Annotated in this window: 18 protein-coding genes and 1 pseudogene; 4 read left to right on the top strand and 15 right to left on the bottom strand. The window is 37.7% G+C overall.

All coding sequences use genetic code 11. From position 1 onward, the window contains the following. Positions 1-5 precede the first annotated feature (5 nt). From R2S08_RS09305 to R2S08_RS09270, 8 genes are all read right to left on the bottom strand, one after another. Positions 6-2,339, bottom strand: coding sequence for a Gldg family protein (locus tag R2S08_RS09305; RefSeq protein ID WP_316834908.1), 2,334 nt, complete (start codon positions 2,337-2,339; stop codon positions 6-8). Continuing rightward, on the bottom strand, positions 2,339-3,271 hold the full coding sequence (locus tag R2S08_RS09300) for an ABC transporter ATP-binding protein (protein ID WP_316834907.1): 933 nt from the start codon (positions 3,269-3,271) through the stop codon (positions 2,339-2,341). The genes R2S08_RS09305 and R2S08_RS09300 overlap by 1 nt, the downstream gene beginning before the upstream one ends. A 51-nt stretch (positions 3,272-3,322) precedes the next feature. Further along, positions 3,323-4,756 carry a RagB/SusD family nutrient uptake outer membrane protein gene (locus R2S08_RS09295; protein WP_316834905.1) on the bottom strand — a complete coding sequence of 478 codons (1,434 nt, stop codon included), beginning with the start codon at positions 4,754-4,756 and terminating at the stop codon, positions 3,323-3,325. A gap of 45 nt (positions 4,757-4,801) precedes the next feature. Further along, complete coding sequence (locus tag R2S08_RS09290; protein ID WP_316834904.1) at positions 4,802-8,089, bottom strand: SusC/RagA family TonB-linked outer membrane protein; 3,288 nt, start codon at positions 8,087-8,089, stop codon at positions 4,802-4,804. Positions 8,090-8,430: 341 nt separating this feature from the next. Next, a complete protein-coding gene (locus tag R2S08_RS09285; RefSeq protein ID WP_316834903.1) occupies positions 8,431-9,597 on the bottom strand; it encodes a FecR family protein in 1,167 nt (388 codons plus the stop codon). Between the two features lie 66 nt (positions 9,598-9,663). Next, positions 9,664-10,257 (bottom strand): RNA polymerase sigma-70 factor, encoded by a 594-nt coding sequence (locus tag R2S08_RS09280; RefSeq protein ID WP_316834902.1) that lies wholly within the window; start codon positions 10,255-10,257, stop codon positions 9,664-9,666. A gap of 136 nt (positions 10,258-10,393) precedes the next feature. Then, complete coding sequence (locus R2S08_RS09275) at positions 10,394-11,311, bottom strand: Rpn family recombination-promoting nuclease/putative transposase (protein ID WP_316834901.1); 918 nt, start codon at positions 11,309-11,311, stop codon at positions 10,394-10,396. A gap of 553 nt (positions 11,312-11,864) precedes the next feature. After that, complete coding sequence (locus R2S08_RS09270) at positions 11,865-12,563, bottom strand: hypothetical protein (protein ID WP_316834900.1); 699 nt, start codon at positions 12,561-12,563, stop codon at positions 11,865-11,867. A gap of 97 nt (positions 12,564-12,660) precedes the next feature. Here R2S08_RS09270 and R2S08_RS09265 point away from each other — a divergent pair, with 97 nt between their 5' ends. Continuing rightward, the gene (locus tag R2S08_RS09265) at positions 12,661-12,948 is read left to right on the top strand and encodes a hypothetical protein (protein ID WP_316834899.1); all 288 of its coding nucleotides are present in this window, start codon (positions 12,661-12,663) and stop codon (positions 12,946-12,948) included. A gap of 110 nt (positions 12,949-13,058) precedes the next feature. Here R2S08_RS09265 and R2S08_RS09260 read toward each other — a convergent pair whose 3' ends face one another. The 4 genes and pseudogenes from R2S08_RS09260 to R2S08_RS09245 all read right to left on the bottom strand — a co-directional run. Next, positions 13,059-14,141, bottom strand: a complete 1,083-nt coding sequence (locus R2S08_RS09260; protein WP_316834898.1) for a serine hydrolase domain-containing protein — start codon at positions 14,139-14,141, stop codon at positions 13,059-13,061. Positions 14,142-14,489: 348 nt separating this feature from the next. Next, entirely contained in the window at positions 14,490-14,978 is a 489-nt protein-coding gene (locus R2S08_RS09255) for a hypothetical protein (protein ID WP_316834897.1), read from the bottom strand. After that, on the bottom strand, positions 14,975-15,634 hold the full coding sequence (locus R2S08_RS09250; protein WP_316834896.1) for a hypothetical protein: 660 nt from the start codon (positions 15,632-15,634) through the stop codon (positions 14,975-14,977). The genes R2S08_RS09255 and R2S08_RS09250 overlap by 4 nt, the downstream gene beginning before the upstream one ends. Before the next feature lie 9 nt (positions 15,635-15,643). Then, positions 15,644-15,763 (bottom strand): annotated as a pseudogene (locus R2S08_RS09245) (RHS repeat-associated core domain-containing protein); the annotation flags it as partial. Between the two features lie 897 nt (positions 15,764-16,660). Between R2S08_RS09245 and R2S08_RS09240 the strand changes: the two are divergent. The 3 genes from R2S08_RS09240 to R2S08_RS09230 all read left to right on the top strand — a co-directional run bounded on the left by R2S08_RS09240 (position 16,661) and on the right by R2S08_RS09230 (position 18,858). Then, positions 16,661-16,993 carry a type II toxin-antitoxin system HigB family toxin gene (locus R2S08_RS09240; protein ID WP_316834895.1) on the top strand — a complete coding sequence of 111 codons (333 nt, stop codon included), beginning with the start codon at positions 16,661-16,663 and terminating at the stop codon, positions 16,991-16,993. Positions 16,994-17,010: 17 nt separating this feature from the next. Further along, the gene (locus R2S08_RS09235; RefSeq protein WP_316834894.1) at positions 17,011-17,445 is read left to right on the top strand and encodes a type II toxin-antitoxin system HigA family antitoxin; all 435 of its coding nucleotides are present in this window, start codon (positions 17,011-17,013) and stop codon (positions 17,443-17,445) included. A gap of 573 nt (positions 17,446-18,018) precedes the next feature. Beyond that, positions 18,019-18,858: a DUF3800 domain-containing protein gene (locus tag R2S08_RS09230; RefSeq protein WP_316834893.1), complete on the top strand. Its 840-nt coding sequence runs from the start codon at positions 18,019-18,021 to the stop codon at positions 18,856-18,858. 310 nt (positions 18,859-19,168) lie between these two features. Here the strand turns inward: R2S08_RS09230 and R2S08_RS09225 are convergent, their stop codons facing one another. The 3 genes from R2S08_RS09225 to R2S08_RS09215 form a co-directional block, all read right to left on the bottom strand. Then, positions 19,169-19,480, bottom strand: coding sequence for a hypothetical protein (locus R2S08_RS09225; RefSeq protein ID WP_316834892.1), 312 nt, complete (start codon positions 19,478-19,480; stop codon positions 19,169-19,171). Positions 19,481-19,601: 121 nt separating this feature from the next. Continuing rightward, complete coding sequence (locus R2S08_RS09220; protein WP_316834891.1) at positions 19,602-20,915, bottom strand: hypothetical protein; 1,314 nt, start codon at positions 20,913-20,915, stop codon at positions 19,602-19,604. An 11-nt stretch (positions 20,916-20,926) separates the two neighbouring features. Continuing rightward, a complete protein-coding gene (locus R2S08_RS09215; RefSeq protein WP_316834890.1) occupies positions 20,927-23,113 on the bottom strand; it encodes a hypothetical protein in 2,187 nt (728 codons plus the stop codon). Between the last annotated feature and the right edge of the window lie 27 nt (positions 23,114-23,140).

The following is a 23,140-nucleotide window of genomic DNA, read 5'->3' as shown; positions in this document are numbered from 1 at the left end:
ACAGATTATTTACGTTTACGACGGATAAGTATGATCGAAGCAATGACAATTATAATTCCTGGAATTAAATAGAACAGGAAGATCTTTTGGATCCCTAAATCTGTCACTTTGATCTTAAATGAATTGTCTGTCTCTGGGTGCAAAGTATTTGCAGGGAATTTTCCATAGGAGAAATAGCCAAAGCACCATGCCGGGTAAAACTTATTATACCTTTCTGGCTCGTCACCAAACATAGCTCCTGTAAGGTAATCGGCATCAGATGCCACTATGATACGTTGTTCTCTTTCATTTACCTTTCTTTCCATTAAAAGTGAGGTCACAAAACGACCATGCTCGTCGCTGGGCAATTCTTTTACCTTCAAAGACAGAGAATCGCTGCTGATTGGAGCAACCCTATTCCAGCAGAGTTTTGGATCGGTTGTAAACAGTGGTGAAATTTTGAATCCATCCTTCTCTTCATAATTTAATGCACTTGCTCCAGACATCGCAATTCTTAATGTTGTGTCGCCATAATAGGTGATTTGCTCTTCAGTAAAACGCTTGGATCGTGGAGAGAAATTTTTTGCCCGATCAGTTAGTCGACTGAATATAAAGTCACTTGAGTATTTATCGCTCGACTGAACCAGCATACCTTCCCTAAGCGACAAGCCTAAGCCGTCAAAAATCGGCTTAATGATGTGTTTTCGATCTGGTTCGCTACCTAGGTATAGATTCCCCCCGGCAGCTATATAAGCATTAATCTTTTGCAGGTTCTCAGCAGTAAATGGCGTGCGCGGATCTGCTATAGTTAATGCTGCATAACTCAATGGTATGGCCGGAATGTTTTTCAAGGAGATGGCTTCAAAGTCAAACCCCTGGTTAATCAGTGAAGAACGTAAATCCAGTTTATTTGCCAATGCATTGTAATCTCTTGTCTGTAAAGAGAACGGACCCCGCTCTAATTCATCCGTTAGGAAAGCAATTTTAGGAGGTGTACTGATCAATCTGTTAATGGCAGCAGCCATTTCATTTTCCGAAGGCCAGAACAAAATGTCCTCGAAGGTTCGAACAACGGTCTCTTTTCCTTTATATTTCAATACGAAAAAATGCCGGTTTTCTTCCTTGTCTACATTGAACAGTTTATGTACTTCTGCGGGAGGTAAAAACTGGTCAATACTCATGCTAACCGCGCCGGCCTGAATTGCAGCTATTTCTTTTATTGATTTTCCGGGATTTAGCTTAAACCAATAATTGGTTGAATCTGCATTATAATAATATACAAATTTAATCTTGATGTCTGATTTGAAACGTATATAGGGTTCAAACAATTTAGCAATTAGATTATTTTGTTGCGCAGGTACAAAACTGGCTAACCTGAATTGCAATGCATTTACGTAAGCAGTAATTTCAAGTGGCCCGTCATTGAGCTTTGAAACCATCTTTTGAGTTGGAGGAGCTATAGTGTAGAGTTGATCCTCGGTCGCATCATGGTAAATATTTAAAGCCGGTCTACTGGTGATATAGCCTAAAACAGAGGCCATCAACACCACTGTTGTGTAGCGGAGTATTTTCTTACCCACAGAAATGGATTCGGTACCCGATTTAATTTTAATTACAGTGAAGATGAGAAATGTTGCAATAACAATCAGAAAATAGACAATATCCCTGGAGTTTGTAAACCCGTTGATCAGCTGGTCTGATTTACCGCTCAAATTGAGATAATAGGTAATATTTCTAAGCCAGTCTATATCTTGCCACAATCCACCAATTCGTGAAAAAAGGGCAAACACAGCAAAAGTAATTATTGCTGCAACAAGAGGATAGGAAGTTAATGATGAAATAAATAAGCCTATTGCAGCATATGCGCAAAGCACGAGAAAAAGTCCCACCAAAGCAGCTATCATATGTCCATAGTCAGGATGGGATAAGCTCATGGATAATGCTACATAAGTAAATAAGATCACTACAATCAGAGAAAAAGTAAAAGCGACCATCGCAAGAAATTTCCCCAAAACGATTTCGCTTATCCGCACCGGGGATGAATACAGCAATTTCATAGTGCCATTACTTATTTCCCTGCTGATCAGCCCCATGGTGAGCAAGGGAAAAAAGATATAAAGGTTACTGATGATCTTGACAAAGTATCCTGGATGCCGACCATCGTCTATGATTATGTCTGTAAGGTATTTCGTAAATTCCAGATAGGGTCCACCCTGCTCATAAAAAGTTAAGAACTTTTGAACCACACTAAAATAGTCTGCACAGGTCAGTACCATAAATAGCACTAACATGGACCAGGCAATTGGAGAATAGTAAAAATTATAGAGTTCTGTTCGGGTTATATGTAATATCTTTTTCATTATTTCCTTTTTATAGCCTTTTTTGTTATCTCTTTGAAAATTTCATCAACAGAATTCTTTTCTACGGTCAGTTCTGTTAGTCGCCATTCATTGCGTACACTTTCTGTGATGATAGATTCATTTGTTTTGTTATCGCCACCATAAAAGACCCTGAATGATTTAGAAGAAAGCTTTTCTACTCTGCTTATACCAGGAATAACACCTAGCGCATCTGATGCTGGTGGATTCTCAAAAAGGAGAATGATGCTCTGTGGAGCGACATAATTGTTAAATGCTTCAATGCTGTCGGCAAATACAAGTTGACCTTGTTCAATCATAATGATCTCATCGCATACCGCTTGGATCTCCTGCAAAATATGAGAAGAAAGAATAACTGTTCTCTCAAAAGAAATCTCTTTAATAAGATTTCGCATATCCGCTATTTGAACCGGGTCTAGTCCGTTAGCAGGTTCGTCCAGGATCACAACTTTCGGTCTATGAATAACAGCCTGAGCAAAGCCAACCCGTTGACGATAGCCACCGGAAAGATTTTTTAGTACGCGGTCTTTCATATGCGTAATCGAAAACTTCTCCATCACTTCATCAATAGCCGCAGGTATCTTTTTCTTGTCTACATCGCGCAAATTTGCACAGTAACGCAGATACTCCGTTATGGTCAGATCAAGATATAGTGGAGCCTGTTGGGGCAGGTATCCTAATGACTTTTTTGCCTCAAGCGGATTTTTTCGGATATCAATCCCGTTAATAAAAGCCTCCCCTTGCGTCTGGTTCAGTGCACCACAAATAATATTCATAGTGGTTGATTTACCAGCGCCGTTTGACCCTAATAATCCATATATTCCTTTCTTGCCAATATCGATATTAATGTCATGGATTGCCCATGAACTACCATACTTATGGGAAAGCCCCACAGTTTTAATAATAGAAACCATAAAATGAAATTTTAAAAAATGAGTAGAAACTTTAAAAATTAGCTTTTTTGCCTAACGACCAACATATCCTGGATTTTGAGTGAGGTTAAAATTGCGTTGCAGTTCAGTTAAGGGAATTGGCAATAATTTGCGATCGCTAGTCCAGACACCGCCTTTTAGCGGGGTAATCACTGACATGACCTGATCTAATAAATTTGACCGCTTTAAATCAAACCACCGGTTTCCCATTTCAGTAAAGAGCTCAATACGTCTTTCCTGCAAAACAGCACTTAACAAATCTGACTTTGTATTTGCACTTGTATTGGGAAGTTTTGCTCTGTTCCGGATCATATTAAGATCTGCCTGAGCACCCGCAATGTTGTTTTGCTGTGCCCTTGCCTCCGCCCGGATGAGATATTGTTCGGCCAGCCTAAAGACCATTACATACTCATTAACAGGGTCGCCATAATTGTAAAGCTTATATTTAAAAGGATAATAATAAGTTGTCTTCTTGTCAACAGTAATACTTCCAACCCAATTACTGCGACGGCTATCTCCGGCCTCAAAAGAACTAATTAGAGAAGGACTAATAGAAACCGTATTAGTGTAATTGTCTGGAGCATCTGTTAACACAAAATGTACTCCATCCTGTGTATTATAGCCAGGAGTAGATGGGTATAATTGCCAGATGGCCTCATTACTGTTTTTAAGAAATACATTATTCAAATCCTGAACAAGATTATATTTTCCCGCATTGTTAATTAATAAAGAAGCCTCACTTTCAGCTTCGGGAAATTTCCCCATATACAAATAAACTCTCGCCAGCAATGCAGTTGCGGCACCTTTGTTGGGACGAATTCGCTCCGTGGTCGTCTTATTATCTGGTGCCCGATAGTCGTCTGAAAGTCTCTGCTGTGCGTCAATCAGATCCTGAACGATTTGGGCGTATACCGTTTCTTTGGCAGTTCGGGTAACCACCGCATTTACCTTATAATCTGTGCCAAGAACCAGGGGCACATCACCATACAGGTTGACCAAATAGAAATACATGAAAGCACGCATGAATTTCGCTTCGCCAAGAAGTTGCTGCTTCAAACTTGCAGAGATCGTTGTCGAATTGTTTACACCATCCAAAGCAGCATTAGCTACAAAAATGTATTGATACGGGGCATTCCAAAAATCAGCACCTCCTGCAAAACGATTTGTATAAAAAGCACTTTGAGTAAGATCCGTTGTATAGCCTGTTAATTCGTCCGAAGCCAGCCCCATCAACAGACTGACACCTGTATAGCCAGAAGCCATATCATAATCGCCAGACATTTTACCGTAGATTCCCGTCAGGACAGCAGCCGCAGTTGCATCATTTGAATAAACCGAATTACTAACCAATTGCGTAACAGGATCTGGTACAGTTACAAGTTTCTCACATCCGGACAACAAAGTTACGAAAATCAAAGTCAGACAAAATAACTTTGAAGAAAGGCGTGTTTTATATTTTAGTGACATAACGCTTATTTTTAGTGACATAAAATTTATTTTTATAGACCGGGCTTATAATGAAACCTTAACTCCTGCTGTCATCGTTCGTAAAGGAGGAAGACTGCCGCCGCTGTATGAATTGAACGCGTTATTTTCCGGATCAAGTCCTTTAAAAGAGGTAATTGTAAGCAGATTACTGCCCGAAACGTATAATCTGAATTGTTGCAGATGCAGCTTTTTAGCAATCTTATCTGAAAGGTCATAGGACAGGGAAAGATTACTCAATCGTATAAAAGACGCATCTGAGTAAAATAAGTCACTGAAAAATGGATTGGTAGCGGTGGTATAATCAGTATTCTGACTAAAGCGTGGGATATTAGTGATGTCTCCAGGTTTTTGCCAGCGATTCATAACCGCTACGGGCTGATTGCGCATGGAACCTGGCATATAGTTATAAAGTGTATTATAGCCTATTTGTTTAACAAATCTAAAAAGGAAACTTAATGTGAAACTTTTATAGCGAAGGTTATTATCTAAACCGCCATAAAATTTCTTACCCACATTGACCGTACTAATATTGTCTGTTCCTACTATTGGATCAAATGTTGGTTTGCCGTCTTTGCCCATATAAGAATATTGGCCTGTTGCCTGATCAACGCCAATCACTTGGTATACTTTTTTAATGGTGATCGGTTCTCCCACAATATATTGGTCTTTCAGAGGAGATTGGTCCAGATACGGGAAAGCAACAAGCTTGCTGTTAGGTATGGTAATATTTAACGACGTTGACCAATTGAAATTTTTGGTTTTGATATTGACCGTATTCAAAACAGATTCAATACCCATGTTTTGTATAATTGCCGGTTGATTAACCAATATGCCAAAGAAACCCGTTGTAGCGGGAAGAGGGCTATAAATGAGTTGATTTGAACTCCGGTTTCGATAGTAACTGATATTCCACACGAGCCGGTCTTGTAAAAATCCAAGATCTAAGCCCATTTCTGCTTTTTTATTGACTTCCCAGGCATAGGTAGGATTATAAAGATTGGTGGGGTAAATTCCGGTAGTTCCTCCATAGATTGGAAAAAATGGCGGCACATATGTTTGGAGATAGTTATAGTCACCAATCTGGTCGTTACCAGAACTGCCATAACTTGCTCTAAGTTTACCAAAACTCAGGAACGGTAGCGCACTCTTTATAAATTTCTCCTCTGTGAATATCCAGGCTAGAGCACCACTTCCAAAGTTAGAGAACCTTTTACCTGGTCCGAAACGGCTGGAACCATCCCTCCTCCCTGTGATATTAAGAATATACTTATCTTCATAATTATAATTCAGTCTTCCAAATACCGCAGCATACCTGTACTGGCTATTGCTAACAGAATTAACATTTACTGAAGTGGCCGCCATTGGATTTTCTAGCATATTATCACTATTAAAGCCAGTAGCATAAATACTTTGCCCTTTGGTAAAAGTCCTGGTGATATTGGCACCCGCTAACAATGATAACGTTCCTTTAGCAATGGATACCTTGTAGTTTGCCTGCGGCTCAATAATCAAAGTATTGCTACTGTTGTTCCCGTAGTAACCATTACCGGTTATTGTTCTATTTGTCCTCGGCATCTGAGCGGCAATGGGAGTTAAAGAAGTTTCATCAGTATAAAAATTGGTATACCCAAAATTTGTTTGCAGTTGCATGCCATGGAAAAGCTCATAACTCAGATTGGTATTGAGCACCAGATTGGTCACTTTTATGCTGTTGCTTTTCAGCAAATAGGACATGGGATTAGCGGGCCAGGTTCCATTTGCCCAATTGATGGTGCCATCCGGATTAAGTGGTTCAGGAGCATTGGGGGCCAGTTGCAGCACGCCAGCAGTGGGGTCATATTGCGGTAGTTGATTATTGTCTACCATCAGATTTCCGGTTAAACTCACCTTGAATTTCTGGTCCTGTGAATTAGCGTTCATATTAAAATGAAAACTGCGTTTGGTATCATCAAAATCTCCTGGAAGTATCGTTGTAGTTCTCTTATATCCTGAACTGAGGAGATACTGGAAATTTGAAACTCCGCCAGAAACAGATGCCTGTATATCAGTATAATTGGCCGTACCCCCTAATATTTTTTTCTGCCAGTTGGTATAACGGGCAGGATCCCACACCAGTAAATCCGGGGCATTTTGAATGGAAGGGGTTACACCATCATTTTTAAAAGCTTCCCGGCGCATTTCCAGGTATTGCGGGGTATTTAAATAGCTTTTTAACTGTGGCATTTGGCTAAAGCCTGTCTGACCATTAAGAGAAACAGTTGTTTTACCTGTCTTTCCTTTTTTGGTGGTGATCAGTATTACCCCATTACCGCCTCTGGAACCATAAATTGCAGTAGCATCGGCATCTTTTAAGATTTCAATACTTTGAATATCTGAGGGATTAATATAGTTCAAAATGTATCCATTTGGGCTATTCATGGCGGTCTGTTGCAGCCCATCAATGGAATTGTTATTTGCATTTGAAATGATATTAACTGGTCCGGAAGGAACAGGTACACCATCTATAATATACAATGGGTCGCTGCCGCTGGTCAGGCTGTTTCTGCCTCTGATATCTAGTTTAAAGCCTGCCCCCGACAGTCCAGAAACCTGAGTAATGTCCATTCCCGAAACCCGTCCAACAAGTGCTGACAGTACGTTGGATACTGGCTCATTCTCAAAATCTTTGCCGCTAACGGTTGTAACATTACCTGTATTGAGTCTTTTGGTTGTGGTACCATAAGCGATTACCTGTACTTCGTCTAGCTTAGAATTATTTAATTCTAATTTAATAGTGGTCAGATCAGCATTTGCTTTGATCTCTTTAGTGATGTATCCAACGTAAGAAATACGGATTTTTGCATTCTCATTGACATTGCTTAAATGAAATTCGCCAGATGTAGATGTGGTTATAGAATTTTTACTTCCAACTACAACTACAGTTGCTCCAGATAACGGATTTCCATCAGAATCCAGAACGCGACCTCGAATATCAATATGAGCAGACTTATCCATAAGCCTGTCAATAAAGGAGGGCACGGCTTTTTCTCTAATTACAACCGTTTTACCTTCGATGGTATAAGATAGTCCGCTAACTTCAACAATTTGATCCATCACATCAGAAAGCTTACTTTCCTGGAAATTTGCGTCAATTTTCTGCGAAGTTTGGAACTTATTGGTTCCTATGAGTACATCGTATCCGGTCTGGTTCCTGATTTCAAGAATGACATCTTCCAAAGCTATTCCACGCTTCTTTAGCGTAACTCTTTGGCCGAAGGATGCAGCGCTTACCTGCATCAGGGTAATCATTAATATGAAAGTGGTGAGTTTCATAATTAATATCAGTTTGTTAATGTAACCTTGAGGCGTACAAAAAAAATTAGTATAATTTTTATACATTTGATTGGTCTGTTTAAGGTGTTGTGTCTGTTGTAAGAAGGCTAGTACACACTACCGGTTCATGAAATAATTGTTTAATCAATGTTTCTAAATGCAGGCTCAAAGGGTTTCGACGGCAAATCGAAGCCCTTTATTTATGCATTTTGTTCATTTTGTTCTCAAGGAATTCTTTTTTGATCTTTCATCATTTTTAGTTTTTGGTTTAATTGATTTGACCTCATCACTGAAGTCTTTAGTTGAATAGGTATTGACTTTTTACAGGTGGTCAGCCTGTTTTATTTCTTTTTATTGATCTTAATGGTATTTCCCTCTAGTTCAAATGTGACCAGTTCGGTTCTGGACAGCATTTTCAGTACTTTAGCAATGTCTTCATATCTGCTAATGGTTCCAAAGTAAGTACCGCCTTTAGCCGCCTCATCTTTAAATTCGACTTGAACGTTATACCACCTGGCAATCCTGGTCATCACTGTTTCAAGATTTTCATTGTTAAACATAAAGTATCCGTCCTTCCATGCAACGGCATAGGCTGCTTTTACTTCTTTAACCTGCAAGTGGTCACCGTTAAGTTCTGCTTGCTGATTAGGTTTCAGGACAACTGCATTGCCTTTAGCAGATCTGATTTTCACACTGCCTTCCAGCAAAGTAGTTTTTGTATGGGGTTCTTCCTTGTAGCTGCTAATGTTAAAGTGCGTACCTAATACTTCTACTTCCTGTCCGCTACTTTCTACCAGGAAAGGATGGCTCTTATCTTTAGCCACCTCGAAATAAGCTTCGCCGCCTAAAGTGACTTCCCGTCTCGCACGCCCAGTAAACGAAACAGGATAAGTCAGTTTTGAGGCGGCATTAAGCCAAACTTTTGTGCCGTCGGGAAGAATCACTTGATATTGTCCTCCATTCGGTGTTTCTATTGTATTATAGCTATTGGAAGCGTTGTTTTGTTGACCCACAACTTGATAGATCACTTGTCCGCCTCGTGTTTTGGAAATTTGGACACCGGCCTGCTCCGATATTTTACCTTTACTTACATCAGTTAACGTGATTTTTTTCCCATCAGCAAGAGTTAGAATGGCCTTGTTTGATCCAGCAACCACATCTGCCAGTTGAGACACAGGAACCGAAGTACTTAAGAAGTTTCTGCGATTAACGTAGAAAACTGTACCAATAACAACCAGGAATACGGCTGCAGCAATAAACTTGGTCCAAAGTATAAATGCTTTTTTAGAAGGAGCTTCAGCCAGTTTTACTGCGTCCATAAGATTGGAATGCATTCGGTCACGAATCACTAAAGAATCTTCAGCATAGCCCTCTGGTAGTTCCAGCAATTCATCTTCATGCTGTACATACCATTGGTCAAAGTAAGCTTGCTGTTCATCCGAAACTGTCCCTTCCCTTAGCTGATGGGCAATCTCTCGTAACAGTTTTTTATCATATTGCTGTTCCATTCTGGACCTGTTTTGCCTTATAGTCCGAAAAAAAACACATACCCCTTAGTGCTCCTTAATTTTTTTTTAATAATTATTTCCAAAGAACCACAAAAGGATCAATGGAGAAATTGAACTTAGATCGTTACGTAAATCTTTAATGGCTTTAGAAAGATGGGCCTCCACTGTCTTTTCGGCAATATCTAGATCTGCTGCAATTTGTTTATTGGTCATCCCCTGCTCACGACTTAATTTAAATACGATACGGCATTTTTCGGGAAGCCGGTTCACTGCAACCTCTATCCTATCCATCAGTTCCTTTTCTAATAGGTGCTCATCTGCCGACGGATGAAATACTTCTTGACTGGCATAAAGCGATTTATCTTTACGGTCCTGCAACCGGTATTGTTTATCCAATTGTTTGATCACCTGATATTTTACAGCAACAGCAAGATAAGTTGCTAAGGAGTATTTGAGTTTCAGATCATTTCTGCGCTGCCATAAGCTAAAAAAAACGTCCTGCACACATTCTTCGGCAATTTCGGGATTGTCTAATCTGTTTCCAGCAACAGAAAGAAGTTTATCCCAATAACGAAAATACAAGGCAGATAAAGCCTGTTGCTGATCTTCTTTAAGCAGATCAACCAATTCATTATCTGAAAGGCTACCGTATGAATTCATGTATAAATTTACAAAATACAAGATGCAATAGTAAATATTTTCAATGAATTGTTGGGTATTGACTATGAAATTGATCGATAACTAACAAGCCCTGTAAATTCTTCCAGGGCTTGTTAGTTAGTTTTGGTTTATGGTATTATTGATTTACTATTTCTTCAATAGACAGGCCAGTAGCTTCTGAGATTTGTTCATTAGACAATCCCATTTTTTTTAAGGATACAGCAATTTCAATTGCTTTTTCAACCTTCCCAAGCTCTTTCCCAATCTCCTTTCCAATCTCCTTTCCAAGTTCTTCACCTTCTATACGGCTACGTGTCAGCCCTTCTTCAAAATCGAGGCGTTGCTGCTCTTTAACGGCTTCATTGTCCCATTTCCTTTTTAATTCCCTGTCGTATATTTCTTGCTCTTCCGGTGTCATATTAGAATATTCTGCAATATTATAAAGTTTCTCAAAAACCGCGTTATTCTGTAATTGTAGCGGCATATCATCCATTTCTCCCAGATATTTTAATGAATACAGCCATCTGTCTAAATCAGACTCCAATTCATCCACGGTTTTAACAAAGTTACTCAATTCTATAAATGTGTAGCCTAAACCTTCATAAAATATTTCGCCTGTTTTCCTGTTACAGAGGCAAATATCTTGAAAGTATTCCTCACCTACTTTCAGTTTCTCATCCAAAATGGCTAAAAAATACACCTCAGTGATATTATACTTCCACTTATCCATCTCTCCTTTGGGGGCCTGCTCACTAATCAGCCGGGAGGTGTAAAATATTGCTCGCTTTTTAAAATTAACGGGCCAGCCGTTTTGGACTTCTATAAGAATTTTTTCGCCCTGATCTCCGGTACAAAGGAGATCAAATATCGCAGATCCCTCCTCGTTGTTATTCCCATGGTGTTCGTTTTTATTGTAGGTAAGATCTACAATCCGTTTTCTACCCTTGAAAACTTCATTTAAGAAGGCAATCAACAAGTCCCGATTTTGGTCAACACTGAAAATTCTCTTAAAAGATAGGTCAAGAAGTGGATCAACATACTTCGTATTACTCATAATTTACACTTGATTTTTTAAAAATGACTTCAAGTGTAACGATAGTTTTTCCAAATAAAAAATTCCATAAAAACCTGTACTTCAATATTTTGAAGTCATTTTAAAATAAAAATAGGTCGTTACAAAATACAGTAATCTGAACTCAAAAAATTAATCAACAATAACGAAAGCCCTCTCTTTCACCACCCTCCCAGGTCTGCACCCAAGAAAATATGTTTTTATGATCAAGCCTCAGAATCTGTAAGATTCAGCTAGATCAGAAAACATATTTTCACCGTTAAGCCAATTTAGGATTAAAAAATAGCGATGCCCAGTTTTAGCCGGATTATAAAACGACACGCCCCATGCAAAAGCAGCCCCAAAAGGTGATACCCGGCTTCGTCTTGATTCGTTGCTTCTCCGCCCTCTCTGCGCCGTAACTTAGGCAAACAGGTACTTTAGTCGAACAATCACCGCAAAAAGGCCGGATCAACGAACAACCAACACCGGAGGAGGTGGCAAGCAGGACATGTAATATACTTTCTATATTCATTACCAAACATTTGGTGATGTTTTATTTTTCCTCCATATATCTTTCTACGTCACGCTTCCGCTGAGTCCACAACTGAAAGAAAAGTATGAGTCCGGAAATCACTGCAATCGGAATTGCCTTGTGCTTAAATATGATAATAAATATAAGCAAGGCTAACCACCCGATACCTATCAGAGCCATAATATATCCGCCAGACGGTGAAGCAAGTAAGTTGGGCTTAAGCAAAATATTGTTATTGTCTGCACTTGATGCATTATATTCTCTTATATATTCTGATATTTTATAGATTATTCCACTATTATCACTATTCCTTTGCTCTAAGAAGGTATAACCGATTTTACTTCCATCTTTAAAGTATAATTTTATAAACGAGGAGTAATCATATCCAGATTTTATCATTTGATAAGACTCAATTTCATCATATTTATATTCGGTTTCTTGTTCAACTTCGCCTGTTGCTTTATTACAATGTTCCACAACAATAGAATTTTTAGAAATTCTGATGGAGATAAGCTTTGTAAAGTAACTTCGGTATTGTTTTTTAAACAATATAGGGCAAAGGGCAAAAATGACACCGCCAATCCATAAAATAAACTCATGGCCCGATTGCTTAGCTATAAATGCAGTTAACGCCAATCCCCCCAGTAAGTAAACTAGAATAAATAAAGAGAAATGTGTCGCATTAATTACCTTAATTTCCTTTATCTCAATTTGATCCATAATACTAAAAATAACCTCGCACTCTTATGCAAATATTGAAAGAGGAAGAACTGAAGTTACAATAACCAGGCTAATTCCAATTGCACTTTTACTAAATATGAAAGTACATATTATCACCTACATTTGTGTGTATAATTATGGAGCATGGCGGCATCTGTTTTATGGAAAAATTTCGGCAGATGGAAAATCAGCTAAATTTAATAATATGGCGAAAGATATGGCCTATCACATTGCAATTCCTCATAATGAAAGCTATAAACTGATTGAAAAGCCATTTATTCTAGATAGCGCGGGTGTAATAGTTTTTTCTAAACCTGATTGGAAACATACCGGAGATTTAATTTTGCAAAAAATCAATACCTTACCGCTGAAAAAAATCTGGTAAGAATATTTCTTTATAAGAATGGGAAACAATTATGGCATTGAGGGTAGATTGATTGAAGCGACACGGGTGATTCTTTAGAATGGTACAAGCCCCATGCTGTACGCCGCTTTCTATTTATCAACACGAATACCTTTTATCAAATAATTGAGTAAGACACCTGTTAAATCATGGTTACTTTGATTAATAAGAATCACGATTCCAGTATTTGACTTCTTATCAAAGTATAAAAGAGAAGAGTTGCCAATTGTATCTCCTTGCATAACATAGAATGCTCCGTGCATATCATCATTAAGAATATGCCAGCCTAAACCGGTTTTAATATTAATGTCGTTTACAAAGACATGCTGTGTTAAAACAATTGCCTCTCCTAATGTATTATTTGGTGGATGCAATTGATACTTAATAAAGTTAAGCATATCTACTGCATCAGACTTTATTATACCAGCAGGGCCCAATGCATTTAACTGTAAATATTCAACCTGTTTATTTTCGTAATAACCTGCGGCTTTGTTTTCGCCTCTAACGATGCTTGTCCAAGTATTTCTTAATCCTAACTGCTTAAAAATATTATTTTGAAGTAAGTCTGCATAATTCTTCTTTGTAAAATTTTCAAGAATAGCGCCAATTAAACCGTAGTTAAAGTTTGAATATTCGTATCTTCCATAGTTAGATACTTTTGACGTATTGTTCAAAATATTATAAAGGTATTTTTTGTCAACAAGTTTGTAAGGTTGTAATGCATCTTTGGCTAAAAGTAAGCTATCGTACATGTCATCATGTAAAGTCGGCAAACCAGAAGAAAAGGAAGCCAGATTTGTAAAGCGTATTTTGTTCTTTAAATCCGGGTTCAAAGTCACTTCATTTGGCACGTAAGAGTCAATAAATGCGGAATCAGGTATGTTGCCTTTTTTAATTTCAATTGCGAGCAAGAGTGCTGTAAATAATTTTGTGTTCGAACCAATTTCAAAGACTGTATTCTTGTCAACTTTTTGTTTACTTACATGACTTATATTTCCGAATGAATAAAATTTTGTCTTACCGTCCTTAAAAATCCCTATACTTATACCAATATCTGGCATTTTATTCTTTAATCCGTTTTTTCCATAAAATAAGGTATCTATAAATGATGGGTTATTTTGCCCAAATGAGGAGCTACTTAAAAAAATGAGAACGGTCAGTAATATTCTTTGCATATTATCCATGTGTCATTTAAAATGACATTTAATGTATTGGGCATCACGAATTTTTCATTTTGCTTTTAGCATTTATCCACAGCACTAACTTAATAAAAATACACTCAATTTTTATGGACCACTCAACTATTGCAGTAAAAAATAAAGAGCGGGTGTTGATCACAGTTGGCTTCTTTTCATAATACTGCAACAGCTTCACTTAGAAATTGCTGGAGGTGACATCCCTAGCAATTTACCGATAAATTGAACATACTGGCACAAAGTATTAATTAATAGAACTACAATAATTCCTATTTTTTTATGAATTGCATTACACATTTGTCACGCATTTGCTGTTTAAAATATAGACTATTTCAATTCCGGATTTTTTGATATTTGATAATATACGTTATTTTGAACTTTCATACATTTAATCGAGTTTTTCATCTTACAGGGTTCTATTATAAGTTCAATTGGCTCTTTAGATGCCTGAGATATCTTAATTGTTTTGGTATTCTTCAAAACAATTTCTTCTTGTTGAAAGCCCTCTATTCCTTGTACCAATTCACCTCCTGTAAGCTCATTTCTTGACTTAATATATAATAATAATTTATTCCCAGTCAACTTATAAAGTCCTTCAGCACTTGTAATTCTACCCCTATCATCATAACCATTAAAGTTATAGATAAATTTCCCATCCTTAAAGAACTGATAATGGGCTAACAATGTCGATCCCTTCTTTATAGTAGAAACCTGCCAAACTCCAATTATTGAACTTGGAGTAATTCCCTGACCAGATAGATTTCTTAAAAAACACAAGTTAAAAATGATTAATAAATAAACATATCTTTTTTTCATAGCTGATTATTAAATGATAGTGTACTCGGTTTATCTTTTGTTTGCACATTTGGATTAAGAATATAGTATTTAACTGGTAAGTTTCCAAAACTTTTACTTATACTCTTGAAGCCATTACTTCCGCCAATATTAGCTACTGGACCTTTTGATAAATTATCACCTACACTTAAAGTGGCCACATGTCCGCTTTTTCCAGGCTGAGGGTTAACATATGACATAACGGCTAAGTTTCCACTCTTGGCTGCATCTAATGCACCTGCTTTATCAGTTGCAATATATGCCCCAGAAGCATCTAACTTAGGAGCCATATCGTTAGCTCTTCCATTAATAACAACATCATTGTTTTTATTCATACTGAACACAGGCTCTATCGTTGATTCCACTGCTTTCATGACATTTTGAGTTGCAAAATTACAATATGTCTGACCATCAGGCACAAGTGAAGGATTCGACGCGTTTAAATTTTGTGATTCTTGAATTAAGGTTTTTAAATTGGGGGCAGCTCCTGGATCAGTATCGTAACCAGAATACCCCAAGTATTCGTAGTGCTTACTAGTTCCTGATCCCTTTACTATATAAATAGCATTTGATCCATCTTCCACATGCTTAGTGTTTCCTTTTTCATCAATGAAGGTCGAAGGAGGCACAGCCATCATCCCATCAGGATCAACAAATCTGATAGGATTGTTATTCCCATAAACATAAGGCGAGGACCTTCTGTTCTTCTCAGATAGTGGATCCACCACACTCCATCTCCCTACTGCAGGATCATAAAACCTTGCTCCGTAATCGTATTGCTTACCTTATTTTCAATCGTTACACCTCAAACATAGCCCAACTCCTGTACTTCCCATATAAAATAAGATATAAAGCGAACAAAATTATCGGTGTAGATGAGAGCGCGAGTCTTATATACTTACCGTTGAATTCATTTAGGTGATTACTTTTCTTAAAAATCAACTTCATCGTAACAAAGAAGCCCAATACTACTAAAACTAGTATTGATAGTCCTAATAATGTTATCCAATTAAAAACGTTGTCTTCTAAAATCCCTTTGACAAAAATAAAATTAAAAGGAATAGTGAATAGACATCCTATTAGTCCTAATTTTAGTCCAAGATTAGTTTTATAAATTATTACTGGTGGGGCCACTGTAAAAAGCAAAACAGAGCCAAATAATGCCGCTACAGGAGTGTAACTCGCAAAACCAGATGAAAACCCTAAAGAAAACGAGACTATCCACGCAGTCCACATTGCGGAGACTATATAAATGACATATACATTTTTCATTATCTCTGTATTTTTTATCACCAGTTGTTTATTCCAATCACTTACACTGCAATTTTTGCCTCCAGATTGAATACCAATAAAATTACCGCTTTTATCCGTACTAATTGTGAAGATAATTATTTCGGGTGCCTAAAGCTATAACTAACTTGCAAAAACGTAAATCGGTTGGGCCTCAACCTCTCGGTAAGTGAGGAAATACCAGACGACATCCAGCATATACGCATCTCCGAAATTGACCATAAGTTATTCTTAAGATCAGAAAACATATCTAAGTATAATAAGGACATTTTTTTTCTTACTAAACTATTATTTATACTTTTAAAAAAGTAAAAACAAATCAATTTCATAAAAAGTTCACAAAAAGAGAACTATTACTTATATTTGCATAACTAATGAGGATTCATTTAATCAAAAAACAAACTTTAGAGGATTTTGTCCGACAATACTCCACAAGCAAAATTCCATTAGAAGACTGGATTGAAAAGATAAACTACGCTGATTGGGAAGAACCCCTTGATATTAAAAACACTTTCAATACAGCAGATATTTTAGGGCAGGGCAGCAATAGAGTAGTTTTTGATATTGGCGGCAATAATTATCGTATGATTTGTAAATATGCTTTTGGCATTAAACAAGTACATTTATTTATTTGCTGGCTGGGAACACATACAGATTATGATAAAATCTGTACTCAACGATTACAGTATACGATCAATAGGTATTAGATATGAAAAATAGCATTATGAAATACACCATCATTAAAACAAGAAATCAGTATGATCAGTACTGTACATATCTTGAAGAATTGCTTACTCAGGCAAGCAGCGTGGAAATACAAGATGAGATTGAATTACTCACACTTCTTATTAAAAAATACGATGAGGAGCATAATATCTTTGTGACTAAAGATCCTATTGCTCTGCTTCGTTCATTTATGCATGATCATCATTTAAAAGCCCAGGACTTAGCGACTATACTTGAAATTAGTAAAGGTTATGTATCTGATATCCTGCATTACAAAAAGGGGTTATCTAAAGAAGTAATTAGAAAACTATCTGAATATTTTAAAGTTAGGCAGGAGGCTTTTAACAGACCTTATAAACTAACTTCTTCTATAAACGTACACTTACGAAATGCCAGCGTAATGAATACTACTAAAGAATTAATAGAACACTGATATGCGCAATAGCTTCATTTGAAAGTCTAGCTTTCTTTTTGGTGCAACTTCTCACTGAGCTCGTCAATTTTCAAAGTATCATCTGATTTGAGTGCTGTAACATCACTGGAAAACATATCGACAATAGATACTGTAATCAGATCGTGTCGTCGTTCCTTCTCACGATGACGGGTGTCAGTTCGCTACTTCACGTTGCCTCCACCCATTTTTTGACAGGGTTGTCTGATGTTTTTTGAGACTGTTTTCATGATCTTTTTGTTTTAAATGAATAATAATTCTGCTAAAGGAGGAAAAGACCAACCTTCGATAAAGGTTAATAGCTTCCTCTATTTGCCAGTTTAAGGTTGCTTTCCGGTTTTAAAGATGTAACCATCTGTTTTCCATTCAACCGGATCTCCCCTAGTAGACTCCTGATGGTTAGGTAACCAAAACATTTTAATATCAATAAAATAGATTAACGCACAAAAAACAGAAGTAATAATCAATATTATATCATTATATTTTATTTTATTTCTTTTTGGTTATCGCTAACAGTTTGTCTAGATTTGGCTTGAACTAAAAGAACACAAGCAAATGGCGTATTTTTTATTTATAGATGAGAGTGGTCAGGATCATCATGATTCTCCTTATGAGGTACTTGCAGGTGTAACTATAAAAGATGAAGATTTATGGAATCTAATTAAAACTATCCACGATCTTGAAATTACTTGTTTTGGAAAAAGATACAGAAACGACAAAAATGAAATTAAAGCAAGGAGTTTTCTTAAAAGAAAGACATTTCGTTTAGCAAATCAGCTACCTCCGATACCTTTAATTACTCGGACAGAACACGCAAGAAAAGCTTTGGATCCTAATCTACCTGTGACGAAACTAGGCCTAACTGCACTTGCACAGGCAAAATTGGACTATGCTAAACAAATTTTTGAGCTTTGTATAAGGTTTAGATGCAAAATATTTGCTTCAATAATTGCTGATCCGGACACTATACCTAGTGATAGGAATATGCTTCGGAAGGATTATGTTTATCTATTCGAAAGGTTTTATTATTTCTTAGAAGATAAAAATGAACAGCCCCAAGGTATTGTTGTATTTGATGAACTTGATAAAACTGCAAGTCATCTGGTTTTAAGTCAAATGGATAGGTATTTCAAATCTACTTTAAAAGGCCGAACTCGGTCAGCTCTAATTATCCCGGAACCATTTTTTGTCCATAGTGACTTGACTACAGGAATTCAGATTGTAGACTTTATTGCCTACATAATATCCTGGAATTTTAGAGCAGGAAAATTAGTTAAAGATTGCAGAGGAGAATTAGACAGCTACCTGGAATTGGTAAAATCTATGAGGTATATCACTTCGAGAGAAATTGGAGATATTCAAAAATGTACTGTGTGGAGTATTGCCGTAGTATAAAAAAAGAAAAGGCAATGCTATTTCTAGCAAAGCCTCCGGCACAAAGATAGATATATTTTTACAAGTACAAAGCGTTAGAAATAAATATATAACTAACTTGCAAAAACGTAAATCGGCACAGCTATTACAGAACAATTCTTTTTACAATACAATTTGCAAAGTAGCACCTCATTAGGATTTGCTTTAGACACGCTTTTTTTCCGACATTTGAACATGGCTCTATTTATAACCTTAGATAACGTCTATAAATTGTACAATCTTGATCCTTCAAAAAAGACGGAAGGGATGGTATGGGTTTATACGGTATAATTTATTGATTTTGATTTTCGGGCTTGATAGCCGTTTTATTTGAATCGGGAATTGAGGATGGTACAGTATCTGTACGTTTCTTATTTTTCTTTTTAAATAGATTATTCAGTTTTTCTCCGACTTTGTTTAATGCCTTATCAGTAGCATTCTCGGTAGTTTTATTTACTGTTTTATCCACTACTTTATCGGTCGATCGGTCGACTGAATTTCCTGCAGCTATTTTTGCTTTTTCTTTAAGTTTATTTAAAAACTGCGCTTGTGCTATCCCTCCTACACCTATAGTGAGGAAAACGATAAAAATTACTTTTTTCATGGTTTTAATTTTTTCTTATAAACCTAGTCTGGAAATACTTGAAAGTCAATCATTAAAAAAGATGATTTTTGGAATTTTAATAGTGATGAAATGATTATGGCGTTTCGCAAATTTCCTCGGCTTATTGTAACAGTTTCCTAAACTCGTCTGGGTTAAGTTGATCGATAAAAGTTTCTTTAATGCCCATTAAAAACTTTTCGCCTGTTCTGAAACGATACATCACATCTATAACAGCTGGCTTGGCGCCGCCAGGCGGATATTTTTTCAGGTACTCCGGGTTGATCTGGTACAGTTTTAAACCTTCGGTGCCGGTATAAAATTCAGTGAAGTAAAAATTTCCATATATTTCTTTTGCATTGATGTTGCGGTTATTAGGAACGGCAAAAGCCTTATTATCTCCTTGGACAATAGCCTGCTGATTCAGCCAGTTTTCATCTTTCGATTGCAGCAACTTAGTGACAGTTTGTTTTTTCTGCTCACTTATTGTAAGTATGTCTTTTGCACTTTGCTCCTGTGCAGCCTGCCTGTTTTTTTGATCCTGCAAATAACTACTGTTATTTTTCTGCGATTCGATTATTGTTTTAGCCAGGTTCTTTATCCTATCCTGCATATTCGCCACCAACTCGGGTTTTTCCCGGTCATAAAATTCAAGCAAGTCGATAAGGAATTTTTTTCGGCTTACAGGAATAAAAAAAGGAATATCGGTATGCGTAATTAAGGCATGGCGGTATATCAAACTAACGGCACCCATTGTCACAAAGCCATTACTGCCATTCCAGCCATAACCTTTGCCGGGTTTATTTTCAAGCACCATTCCCTGGCTTTGGGTCAGTTGATCGCCTATTCCTTGAGTAGTCAGGTCAATAAAACCATTTCCTTTATTGATCGCATTCGCCAGCCTGTTATCTATAAAAGCATAGTAATTATATACAGCAATAAAGGGGGCATTGATATTCTGGCTGTTTGCGGGAATTTTATAGGCCTCAGTTCTGCCCTCTAAGGAATGGAACACCGTTTGAAACGACGGATTTGCAATTACCCTGAGCACGCCCTGGTATTCATCAACAATGGCCAGTTTATGTGTTTGTATGTTACAAACAAATTGATGAAAACCTAGGTTGTAGGTATAGCTGCCCACCTGCTCCTGATTATAAAATGATTTTGAATTTAATCCAAAACTAGCTTTTGCCTGTCCTCCGGTAAATTGCAACTTTGGCTTACAAATATTTTCAAACACGGTCATCATTTTTTTTGCGTTGGCTATTTCGGTTGTAGAATAACCCGCTTTGCCTCCGCCTGTTGCATAACCAATATGAGCATCCAAAAACCTGCCCGGTTCTTTTTGTACACTTTCGGCAGTGCAATCCTGTTGGGTTTGTTGGGCCTGTGCGGTAAATCCATAAAGTAACAGGCTAATGAATACTATTTTTTTCATTGGAATATAATCTATTTTAAGAAATTGCTACCAAAGGGTGTAAATCCAGGTCCTGAACTATTAAAGCCACTGTTTACACTTACCGTTACAGAACCTAAATCTGCTGAGACCCCGCCACCCATCGGTCCTTTTATTTCTGCTTCTGCCGATCCGGTAACGATCAAATCAACAGGGTTCATATTGCCATCAAACTGGATAGTGGTTTCTACAGATGCGCCAATTTTTCCGCCCAGCTTGCCAATCTCAAATTCTTTGTCTTTTCCGGCCTTTGCAGTAAAACTATGCCCTGTGGTTTCCCAGGTTACCGGATCATAGCTTCTGCTGTAACTAAATTCGCCCGCCGGAATACTGCCATACACTGAAAATCCTTCGCAGTTCATCTTTCCGCCAAACACTTTGGCATCAAATCCAAAATCCACTTCGCAATGTTCTCTTTCCCATTGCTGTATTTTTCCTTTTGTATTGTTATCTGGTTTTAAATAATCGCCACATGGTTTTGACAAACCGCCATCTACATAAAATGGAAACAACGAACGGAAACCGTTTAGATCGTTGAGGTAGCCGGCATAAGCCTGATAGTTTACAGGTGTGGGATCTTGCATGGACTGCATCACAATCGTATTCCAAAATAGATATTCCTGCAAACGCTGGTTCATCAGATCTTCCATATTACGGATATATTGATTATTGATTTCAGCCGATTTTTCCAGCCATTTATTTTGTCTTGCTGTTTTTAGTTCGCAGAGTTCTTTTTCAATTTGTACAGCCCGATCGTTTGCTGCTCCTTTGCCTTCTCCGTCATCCAGTTTACTTTTCTCTTTGACCAGGGCGTCAATTTTATCATCAAAATCCGTTTTCAATCCCTGCTTCAATTCTTCAATTCCTTGTTTCGTGTTTGCCGTTTCTTTTTTCATCCGGCTGATGTAAGACACACTGTATTGTGGGTTATCAATGGCATTCAGCATAATACTGGCCTGGGCCATAAATGGATTGGTAAAGCCAGCTTTTAAATCCTTTACCATTTTAGCAGCACCGGGTTTTCCGGCATTGGCCACAATTTGTTGCACTTGTGCCATCCGTTTACTCATGTTATCCGTCAGTTGTTTGCCGTACTCTTTTTGCAATTGTGCACCTGTTTTTTTTGCTTCATTTATGGTCGCATCCAGGTTACGGAAAAAGCCATTTACTTCTGGATAGACAGAAACTGCATTTTCGTAACTATTAGGTATTGGGGGAATGACAAAGCGTTTGGTGATGCTGTGATCTTTATAAAAGCGCTTAAAATTATTGCGTATGGCCTTATACATAGCTGATTTATCGGCTGTGGGTGACACCTGTTGCAAAAGGTTAATATTTTGGGTGGTCGCACCACCGTGTGCAATGGCCTTCTGAAGATAGCCAGCGCACAGCGGTTTATCGCCTTGTTTCTTTGCAATCAATGCTAACGAGCGGTAGGCTTGGGAATTGGTAGAATCTTTAGCTACGGCAGAAAGCAACAACCCTTTTGCTTTATCTACATTGCCCAGGCTAAGCAAAGCCTGACCAGTGTTGTTGAGAACGGTACTACTACCAGGCAGCAACTTTTGGGCATACAATAATACAGGAAGGGATTTATGTGCGTAACCTGAAATGGTGAGCAGGCTACCTAGGTTATTGAGGGAAACCATATCGTCTGGATTGGTTATACAGGCATTCAGCAAGAGATACAGTGCTTTGTCCAATTCATTGTTTGCCCAGAATATCATGGCATACTTTCCGGTTTTTTCGCCTTTGTTCAAAAGACTTTTTACAGCGCTTTTACTTTCAGGCTTTATCCGTTTATCTGCTTCGGCAAAAATGGGTGTAAGATAAGCCGTTAGCTGAGGCTTGGTTTGGGGTGTGCCGGGAATTTTAAATTCAGAGATTTTATCGGGAACAATATTCGGATCGGTATTCCGTACCATTACGTTCATGTTGCCTTTTGCATTATCGTTTAAACCCTGCTGTGCATTTTGCATGGCTTTATTGGCACCCATTTTTTCCATCATATCCTCAAAATTCTTTCTGGCCTCGGGGCTCATGGCTGCCTTTTTAGCCTCCAATTGTTTCTGGGCTTCGGCCATTTTTTTTCTGTCTGCTTCCATTTGCGCTTTGCTAGGCTTTTGGGCAAACGAGATGCTGCTAAGAAGCATCAACACAACTGCGATTAAGTACTTCATAATTGAATGATGTGGGATAAAGGTTTA

Source organism: Pedobacter nutrimenti, assembly GCF_032678445.1.
GTDB lineage: Bacteria > Bacteroidota > Bacteroidia > Sphingobacteriales > Sphingobacteriaceae > Pedobacter > Pedobacter nutrimenti_A.
The sequence above is the reverse complement of the archived record's forward strand: the minus strand, read 5'-3'. Positions and strand labels throughout refer to the sequence as shown.

Bases quoted from the DNA above. Each gene is read 5' to 3' on its own strand.
- R2S08_RS09305 (WP_316834908.1), bottom strand. From the start codon at position 2,339: ATGAAAAAGATATTACATATAACCCGAACAGAACTCTATAATTTTTAC.
- R2S08_RS09300 (WP_316834907.1), bottom strand. From the start codon at position 3,271: ATGGTTTCTATTATTAAAACTGTGGGGCTTTCCCATAAGTATGGTAGT.
- R2S08_RS09295 (WP_316834905.1), bottom strand. From the start codon at position 4,756: ATGTCACTAAAATATAAAACACGCCTTTCTTCAAAGTTATTTTGTCTG.
- R2S08_RS09290 (WP_316834904.1), bottom strand. From the start codon at position 8,089: ATGAAACTCACCACTTTCATATTAATGATTACCCTGATGCAGGTAAGC.
- R2S08_RS09285 (WP_316834903.1), bottom strand. From the start codon at position 9,597: ATGGAACAGCAATATGATAAAAAACTGTTACGAGAGATTGCCCATCAG.
- R2S08_RS09280 (WP_316834902.1), bottom strand. From the start codon at position 10,257: ATGAATTCATACGGTAGCCTTTCAGATAATGAATTGGTTGATCTGCTT.
- R2S08_RS09275 (WP_316834901.1), bottom strand. From the start codon at position 11,311: ATGAGTAATACGAAGTATGTTGATCCACTTCTTGACCTATCTTTTAAG.
- R2S08_RS09270 (WP_316834900.1), bottom strand. From the start codon at position 12,563: ATGGATCAAATTGAGATAAAGGAAATTAAGGTAATTAATGCGACACAT.
- R2S08_RS09265 (WP_316834899.1), top strand. From the start codon at position 12,661: ATGAAAGTACATATTATCACCTACATTTGTGTGTATAATTATGGAGCA.
- R2S08_RS09260 (WP_316834898.1), bottom strand. From the start codon at position 14,141: ATGCAAAGAATATTACTGACCGTTCTCATTTTTTTAAGTAGCTCCTCA.
- R2S08_RS09255 (WP_316834897.1), bottom strand. From the start codon at position 14,978: ATGAAAAAAAGATATGTTTATTTATTAATCATTTTTAACTTGTGTTTT.
- R2S08_RS09250 (WP_316834896.1), bottom strand. From the start codon at position 15,634: ATGATGGCTGTGCCTCCTTCGACCTTCATTGATGAAAAAGGAAACACT.
- R2S08_RS09240 (WP_316834895.1), top strand. From the start codon at position 16,661: ATGAGGATTCATTTAATCAAAAAACAAACTTTAGAGGATTTTGTCCGA.
- R2S08_RS09235 (WP_316834894.1), top strand. From the start codon at position 17,011: ATGAAATACACCATCATTAAAACAAGAAATCAGTATGATCAGTACTGT.
- R2S08_RS09230 (WP_316834893.1), top strand. From the start codon at position 18,019: ATGGCGTATTTTTTATTTATAGATGAGAGTGGTCAGGATCATCATGAT.
- R2S08_RS09225 (WP_316834892.1), bottom strand. From the start codon at position 19,480: ATGAAAAAAGTAATTTTTATCGTTTTCCTCACTATAGGTGTAGGAGGG.
- R2S08_RS09220 (WP_316834891.1), bottom strand. From the start codon at position 20,915: ATGAAAAAAATAGTATTCATTAGCCTGTTACTTTATGGATTTACCGCA.
- R2S08_RS09215 (WP_316834890.1), bottom strand. From the start codon at position 23,113: ATGAAGTACTTAATCGCAGTTGTGTTGATGCTTCTTAGCAGCATCTCG.